General features: G+C 71.5%; 3 protein-coding genes. All 3 read right to left on the reverse strand.

The features are described from left to right. A partial coding sequence (locus tag QZV94_RS24970; protein WP_293683190.1) for a PAS domain-containing protein occupies positions 1-600 on the reverse strand: 600 nt, incomplete at its 3' end. A 133-nt stretch (positions 601-733) separates the two neighbouring features. Continuing rightward, positions 734-1081: a hypothetical protein gene (locus tag QZV94_RS24975; RefSeq protein WP_293683192.1), complete on the reverse strand. Its 348-nt coding sequence runs from the start codon at positions 1079-1081 to the stop codon at positions 734-736. A gap of 39 nt (positions 1082-1120) precedes the next feature. Further along, positions 1121-1657, reverse strand: a 537-nt coding sequence (gene ccsA / locus QZV94_RS24980) for a cytochrome c biogenesis protein CcsA (protein ID WP_293683194.1), incomplete at its 5' end; no start/stop codon positions are given.

Consider the following 1657-nt stretch of genomic DNA (forward strand, 5'->3'; position numbering starts at 1 on the left):
CGTGGGCACCCAGACCACGGGGCCGGCGAGCGACGCGGCCAGGCCGGTGCCCGCGGCAGCGGCCAGGGGCGCCATGCCATCGAGTCCCCAGCGCCCGAGCGCCGAGATCAGCGCGCCGGCAACGCGACCCACCGGGTCGAGGCGCATCACGCTGCCGGCCCGCAGGCCGGTGCGCAGGCGCTGGCCGCGCGCCTCGTCCTGCATTCGCGCATACAGCGCCTGGCACGCGTCGATCTGCGCGCGCGAAGGCGCCATTCGCACCGACAGGTAGCCGACGATGCGGTCTCCGTCGCGCATCGGCGTGGCGTTGGCCATCACCCAGTAGTGGTCGCCGTTCTTGCGGCGGTTCTTGACCACGCCTTGCCAGGGGTGGCCGGACTCGATCGTGGCCCACAGGTCGCGGAAGGCCTCCTCGGGCATGTCGGGGTGGCGGACCAGGTTGTGGGGCTGGCCCAGCAACTCGGCCTGCGAGTAGCCGCTGGCGGTGACGAACGCCGCGTTGCAGTAGGTGATGCGGCCCTTGAGGTCGGTGACCGACACCAGGGTCAGGTCCGGGGGCAGGACGTATTCGGTCTGGGAAACCGGCAGGTTGGTTCGCATGGTCGACCCTCGACGGGGAAATGGCCGTACCGGTCATTGTCGAAACGTCGGGCCCTCCGAAGGCGCGGAACAGCGCCCGGGACGCCGGGGAGTTCCGGCGTTGCGGGCGACCCGGGGGGTGGGCGCCCGGGAGCTAGCGCAGCCCGCCGAGCTGGGTGTCGTTGATGACGTCGGCCGCGCCGCCGTCGTCGAACAGGCGCAGCGCGTTGCGCACCGCACGCTCGCGGAACGACTTGCGCGCGAACAGCTTGGCCTGCGCCTGGTCGGGCAGGTCGGTGATGTTGATCACGTTGCGCGCGATCAGCGTGTCGATCACGTCCTCGAGCACGCGCACGAAGTCGGCGTCAAGGCGGCCGAATCCGCTGTCGGTGCCGCCCAGGAAGGCCGTCACCTCGGGATGGTCGGTGCCGAGCAGTTCCGCGCCCGGGCTGGGGGCGTCACGGTGCAGGGCGTCGATCCGGCCGTCCGGGCCGCGGGTCACGTAGGGCATGTCGGATTGTCGGCCGCGGCGGGCCGGACTTCAGAGCTCGCCGTACGAATGCAGCCCGGACAGGAACATGTTCACGCCCAGGAACGCGAAGGTGGTCACGGCCAGGCCGACCAGCGCCCACCAGGCCGACACCGTGCCGCGCAGACCCTTCATCAGGCGCATGTGCAGCCAGGCGGCGTAGTTGAGCCAGACGATCAGCGCCCAGGTCTCCTTCGGGTCCCAGCTCCAGTAGCCGCCCCAGGCCTCGGCGGCCCACAGCGCGCCGAGCACGGTCGCGATCGTGAAGAAAGCGAAGCCGACCGCGATGGCGCGGTACATCACGTCGTCGAGCAGTTCCAGCGCCGGCAGCTTGGCGACGATCGGCCGGCGCAGCGCCAGCGTCAGCGCGAAGAAGGCGCCGACGCCGCCGATCAGGCGCATCGCCGAGCCGAGCGAACCCACCGTTTCGGCCTGCAGCGGCGCGAACGCCGCAAAGGCCCCCAGCACCGCCAGCAAGCCCACCGGCAGGACGATGAAAGCGGTCACCAGGGCCCGCGTCGCGGCCGTCTTCAGCAGGTAGGCCCAGGC

Source organism: uncultured Phenylobacterium sp. (genome assembly GCF_902826855.1).
Lineage (GTDB): Bacteria > Pseudomonadota > Alphaproteobacteria > Caulobacterales > Caulobacteraceae > Phenylobacterium.